Here is a 6191-nt window from a genome sequence, read left to right as displayed (position 1 = left end):
TAACTCAAAATATATCAACGGTTTTTCAAATATATCGATTTGCCGACAATTCACGACAAAAAAACAGGAGCTCTCTAGCCCCTGTCTTCTAACACTTTCAATACAGTTTGTTTCAATATTTCTACCCCATCCATAATACAACTATGATCAAACCTCATATACGGATGGTGTAATCCAGGTTGTAGGTCTGCTCCTAGTCCAAGCATGACAGCTTTTAAATGTGGTCTTTTCACTGTATAGTAATGGAAATCATCGCTTCCTGTCGTATAGAGAGGCCCTGTGCATCTCTCTTCCCCATACACTTCGAGAATACCTTTACGCATAAAGCGCTCTGCTTCTTCGGAAACCTCTGCTCCTGGTGCAAGATCCATCCATTCGTATGAAGTTTTTGATCCCATCGATGCAGCTGATTCTATTACATGCTCAATCTTTTTCTTTAATTCTTCTAATAGTATATTACTCTCTGCTCTTACATCTAAACTGAAATGACCATTTCCCGGAATAATATTTAAATTATCACCACCCGCTTGGCATCTCGTCATTTTTACTGAATAAGAACTTTGCGGTGGCAGCCAAATATTTTTCAAACCGATATTAATCATGGAAATGACATCAATTGCATTCACACCTTGATGTGGTCTTGCCCCGTGTGCATCCTCCCCATGAATCATACCCTCTAAAAATCCTGCTGCTCCATGACGAATAGATGGGGCTGCTTGTTTCAAAGATAGTTCTTCAATTGGTCTTAGATGGACGCCAAATAAGAAATCAGCATCATCTACAGCACCTTTCTCCACCATCTTCAAAGCACCATTCCCCTTCTCTTCTGCTGGCTGAAAAATAAATCTAACCGTACCACTTTTCCATCTCATATTTTTCAATTGTAAAATAAGTCCCATTACAATGGTCATATGAGCATCATGGCCACATGAATGGTTCGCTTTAAATTCTCCATTTACTTCTTGCCAAAGTGCATCCATATCAGCACGAATCGCAATAACCGGATTCCCGCCTCCAATCTCAGCAATTACACCTGGACAATCATCAAATGTTCTATATGAAATTCCTTCTTCTTTTAAAAAGTCAGTAATATACGCTGTCGTTTCATATTCTTTCCAACTTACTTCAGGGTTTTCGTGTAAATGCTGAAAAATCTCCGTTAAGCGCTCTTGTAGTTCTAATGTTTTCAACGTTCCAGTCTCCTTCCCACATTACAAACGATTCGGGTTAATTATACTTATGAAAAACAGATGTTTTTATGAACATATTGAATTTTAAGAAAAAAGTCAATTATTTATTTTTAAATACTTAAAAAGCTTACTCTGCACTTATATTACAAACTAAACAAACAACTAGAACATTCCTTATTTTCTGTTTTTTTATGTTGACGCTTACATAAACTTTTAGTTATCATAACCTAATAAACGTCTATTTTACGACAATTCTAAAAATACAAACAAACATACGTAACAAGGAGGAACTTTATGAAAAAAGAAATACCTTTTGGAATAGCGATTATCCCTATTATCATTACCGTTGCAGTTATGATGGTTACAATTGTTGTATTAAAACAAACCCCTCACGTTCCACTTATTATTGGTACAACCGTTGCTTCTATTGTCGCTTGGCGTTACGGTTACAAATGGAATGATCTTGAAGAAGCAATGTATAAAGGGATTCGTCTTGCATTACCCGCTATCGTCATTATTATTCTTGTTGGCTTAACAATTGGTGCTTGGATTGGCGGTGGAATCGTCGCAACGATGATTTATTACGGTTTAAAACTTTTAACTCCATCACTATTTTTAGTTTCCATTACCGTCATTTGTTCTATCGTAGCATTAGCAATTGGTAGCTCTTGGTCTACAATGGGCACAATTGGTGTTGCTGGAATGGGAATTGGCCTAAGTATGGGAATTCCAGCTCCAATGGTTGCTGGTGCCATTATTTCAGGCTCTTATTTTGGCGATAAAATGTCACCGCTTTCAGACACAACTAACTTAGCCGCAGGATTAACAAATACAGATTTATTCGCACACATTCGTCATATGTTATTTACTACAGTTCCAGGTTTAATTATTACTCTTATCGTCTACGCGGTCTTAGGAAGAAGCTTCGGCACTAACAATATTGATGCGAAGAGCATCGATCAAACGTTACAAGTATTGCAACAAAACTTTGTTATCTCGCCTTTTCTACTCATTATACCCGTAGTCGTTATGGTATTGGTCGCTAAAAAAGTCCCTGCTATACCAGCGATTCTCGTCGGTATTATTTTAGGATTCTTATCACAAGTCTTTATTCAAGGTGGTTCTGTCTCAGCATCTGTCGGTGCACTCCAAGCTGGATTTGTTATAGACACTGGAAACAAGCTAGTAGACGAACTATTTAACCGCGGTGGCTTAGATTCGATGATGAATACAGTCTCTATGACAATTGTCGCTATGACTTTCGGAGGAGTATTAGAACATACAGGTATTCTTCGCTCAATTGTAAATCAAATTTTAAAGTTAGCGAAATCAGCAAAAGGGCTTATCGCTTCTACTATCGCATCTTGTTTTGCAACAAACCTTACTTGCTCTGAACAATATATTTCAATTGTTGTCCCTTCAAGAATGTACGCAAATGCATACACGGAAAAAGGACTACATTCAAAAAACTTATCCAGAGCATTAGAAGATGGCGGAACATTAACTTCTGTCTTCGTTCCTTGGAATACGTGCGGTGTATTTATTCTCGCAACACTTGGCGTAGGTGCATTTGAATATGCTCCTTATGCTATTTTGAATTTCATCGTACCTATTATCTCAATCATTTATGGTATAACAGGCTTCACAATTGTAAAACTATCAGACATTGAAAAAGCAGAACTACTAAAGAAACAAAAAGCTCAACTAGAAGCTTAAAAATAGCGGTAAATTCAGTTCATATAGTGCACGAGGTCGCCCTTGTTGATAGGGCATTTCCTCGCCGCAAATATGAGCATACCCGTAATCAACTAATTTCTTTAACAACCTTTCTGTCGATCTTCGAGTTACTTGTAAGTACTCAGAAAGGTCAGCTGCTGTAAACTTCAATGACGGGTGCGATTGACTAAATTGAATGATTTTTGACAAGTTGGCCGGACTAAGCTTTGTTTCCTTCGCTATTTTCATTAGTTCCGGATTATCATTTTTCAAACTTTGTACTCTCTGTTCTTTCGGGAACGGACCAAACAAATCTTTATCACTTGTTAGTATATAAAAACAACGATCTATTGGATTATTCTTTGCAAAACTTTGAGCGATTTTTGCATTTTGCTCCGCTTCTTTCACGGTTTTTCCATAACCAAATCCAATAGCTATCGTTCCTTCTATGCTCGCAAACAAGTTATCTATCGCATTTGTTTTAATAATCGATTCGATATCACCACGAGTTGTATACAAAATGCATGTCATTTCATCCACTTGTTTAAATGAACCACGTAGTTCTTTTGAAATGACATCTAGTTTTTCAAGCAAACTCGTTCGTAATTCTAAGGAAGAAATAATACAAGCACCAACAGTAGCTGAATAGCTTTTTGCTAACTCAGCTTTTATTTTTGCATCTTTTAGCCCATGTATAATGGATTGTGTTGGATCAATCATACGCTCTGAAGGAACACCTATTTTTTGAAGCTCGTCGTAAACAGCGTGAATACTAGTTAAAGCTAAATGAGCCTCTCCAGATTGATATTTAGCTACATGAAAATCGATAACTCTATTTATCTCATCTTTACTCCACAGCATATTTTCATAATCCAACACTTGCGGACTTTCTTTTATACCGATATCACGGAACACATTTGTAATAAAAGAGCGGTCTACTAAATCGATGGAAATGTTATGTGGTTGAATACTTTGATGATACATGATAGAAAGAATTGAAGATGCGACAGTTGTCTCGTCTTGCTGTAAGTATGTACTTGGAATTCGTAATTGTTCTCTTATTTCTTTTGCCATATAATAAGGTAAAGCACCTGAGAAAAAGATGACATCACAAGGCTTTAAACACTTTAATAGTTCAGAAGATTCCGCCGGATGAAGGTAAATATATGGATCAATTTCTATTCCTTCTAATTTTTGAGCAATAGGAAAAAGGTTGTCCATAAATTCCTTTGAACCGACAACTGCAATTTTTATCATCATTTTCTCTAACTCCTTATCATTAATTAACGACTATTTAACGTCAACTATATCAAATGTATAAAACTATTGTAAACAGGAAGGGGTTTCTATTCAATGAAAATTACAGCTATTCATCTTTACGCAATTCGTTTACCGCTTCGCAATCCGTTTGTTATTAGTTATGGCTCTTATTCTGATATGCCCTCTATTATCGTCAAAATGGAAACAGATGAAGGTATTATCGGTTACGGTGAAGGCGTTGCTGATGATCACGTCACAGGTGAATCGTGGGAAAGTACTTTCCATACTTTAAAACATACGCTAGCCCCTGCTCTAATTGGGCAAAATCCAATGAATATCGAAAAAATACACGACATGATGGACAATACAATTTACGGTGTTCCAACAGCGAAAGCCGCAATTGATATTGCTTGTTTTGATATAATGGGCAAAAAACTAAATCAACCTGTATATCAATTAATTGGCGGGCGCTACCATGAAGAATTCCCTGTCACTCATGTTTTAAGTATTGCCGATCCAGAAAACATGGCTGAAGAAGCTGCTTCTATGATTCAAAAAGGTTACCAATCTTTCAAAATGAAAGTTGGTACAAATGTAAAAGAAGATGTGAAACGTATTGAAGCTGTACGAGAACGTGTAGGAAATGACATCGCTATTCGCGTTGATGTAAACCAAGGCTGGAAAAATAGCGCAAACACATTAACAGCACTACGTTCATTAGGACATTTAAACATTGACTGGATTGAACAACCTGTTATCGCGGACGATATTGATGCCATGGCTCATATTCGTTCTAAAACAGACCTCCCGCTTATGATTGATGAAGGATTAAAAAGTTCTCGTGAAATGCGCCAAATTATTAAATTAGAAGCTGCTGATAAAGTAAATATAAAACTAATGAAATGCGGCGGCATATATCCAGCTGTAAAGCTCGCTCATCAAGCAGAAATGGCAGGCATTGAATGCCAAGTGGGATCAATGGTCGAATCATCTGTTGCCTCTTCCGCAGGATTCCATGTCGCTTTCTCAAAAAAAATCATTACGAGCGTAGAGCTAACAGGGCCATTAAAATTCACAAAAGACATCGGAAACTTACATTACGACGTACCATTCATTCGCTTAAACGAAAAGCCTGGACTCGGCATTGAAATAAACGAAGATACATTACAAGAACTAACCGTCTTTCAAGACGTTGTACGCTAAAGGAGGACTATCATATGACGGTTCTATACGAAGGAACATTAAAACAAAATAACAATCCATTTCACGTTACATTACTATCACTAGAGCACATCGAACAAATTTTATCACTACAAAACATCGTAGTTGAAGCACTAGAAGATAAAAGTCGTTTACAACCACTCTCACAAGAAGAATTTCAATACATTCTAGAAGGAAACGGCATGATGATCGGTGCTTTTATCGAAAACGAACTCATCGCATTTCGCGCTCTACTCGTCCCTCCTATCGACGATGAACATTTAGGGCTTGATATTGGTCTATCAGAAAGTGAACTGCACCGCGTCATCTATCAAGAAATCTCAAACGTTCATCCGAACTGCCGAGGAAATGGGATGCAAAAAATATTAGCAAACGTCATCATGGACGAATTGCAAAAAGAAGACAGCAAATATGATTACGTATGCTGCACGGTCGCACCTTTTAACATCCCGAGTTTGAAGGATAAGTTTGCGCAAGGGATGGCGATTGCTGCGCTGAAGGAGAAGTATGGTGGTAATCTGCGGTATGTTTTTGTGAAGGAATTGCGCGGAGATAAAGAAAACGATTGGACAGATGTTCAAAGTATTCTAATGAGTGATGCTAGTGGACAGCAGGCTTTGCTTTCGGAGGGGTATCTCGGGTATGAGATGGAGAAAACAGCAGATACTTTCATTGTGAAGTTTGGGCGATAATCTATATACTCGAAAAGAGGAGATGTCTGCTGTGACCTCTTCTCTTTTCGATTTGTTGAACAATCCTGTGGTAAATGAAATTATATCAACGATTTTTCGAATATATCTATCA

5 protein-coding genes are annotated in these 6191 nt (G+C 37.5%); 3 read left to right on the top strand and 2 right to left on the bottom strand.

Annotation, left to right across the window (positions count from 1 at the left end):
- Positions 1-74 precede the first annotated feature (74 nt).
- Positions 75-1190, bottom strand: coding sequence for a M20 peptidase aminoacylase family protein (locus MR107_RS28850; protein ID WP_000853516.1), 1116 nt, complete (start codon positions 1188-1190; stop codon positions 75-77).
- A 294-nt stretch (positions 1191-1484) separates the two neighbouring features.
- On the opposite strand from MR107_RS28850, the gene nhaC reads away from it, so the two are divergent.
- A complete protein-coding gene (nhaC, locus tag MR107_RS28845) occupies positions 1485-2906 on the top strand; it encodes a Na+/H+ antiporter NhaC (protein WP_242293059.1) in 1422 nt (473 codons plus the stop codon).
- On the opposite strand, the gene MR107_RS28840 is transcribed toward nhaC, so the two are convergent.
- Positions 2895-4166 carry a transcriptional regulator gene (locus MR107_RS28840; RefSeq protein ID WP_139849821.1) on the bottom strand — a complete coding sequence of 424 codons (1272 nt, stop codon included), beginning with the start codon at positions 4164-4166 and terminating at the stop codon, positions 2895-2897. The two genes, nhaC and MR107_RS28840, sit on opposite strands and share 12 nt — an antisense overlap.
- Before the next feature lie 93 nt (positions 4167-4259).
- Here MR107_RS28840 and MR107_RS28835 point away from each other — a divergent pair, with 93 nt between their 5' ends.
- Positions 4260-5369 (top strand): mandelate racemase/muconate lactonizing enzyme family protein, encoded by a 1110-nt coding sequence (locus MR107_RS28835; RefSeq protein ID WP_226368471.1) that lies wholly within the window; start codon positions 4260-4262, stop codon positions 5367-5369.
- A 14-nt stretch (positions 5370-5383) separates the two neighbouring features.
- Entirely contained in the window at positions 5384-6079 is a 696-nt protein-coding gene (locus MR107_RS28830) for a GNAT family N-acetyltransferase (protein ID WP_242293058.1), read from the top strand.
- Positions 6080-6191 lie beyond the last annotated feature (112 nt).

Source organism: Bacillus cereus group sp. BfR-BA-01441 (assembly GCF_022663075.1).
In the GTDB taxonomy this organism is placed as follows: domain Bacteria; phylum Bacillota; class Bacilli; order Bacillales; family Bacillaceae_G; genus Bacillus_A; species Bacillus_A cereus.
The sequence above is the reverse complement of the archived record's forward strand: the minus strand, read 5'-3'. Positions and strand labels throughout refer to the sequence as shown.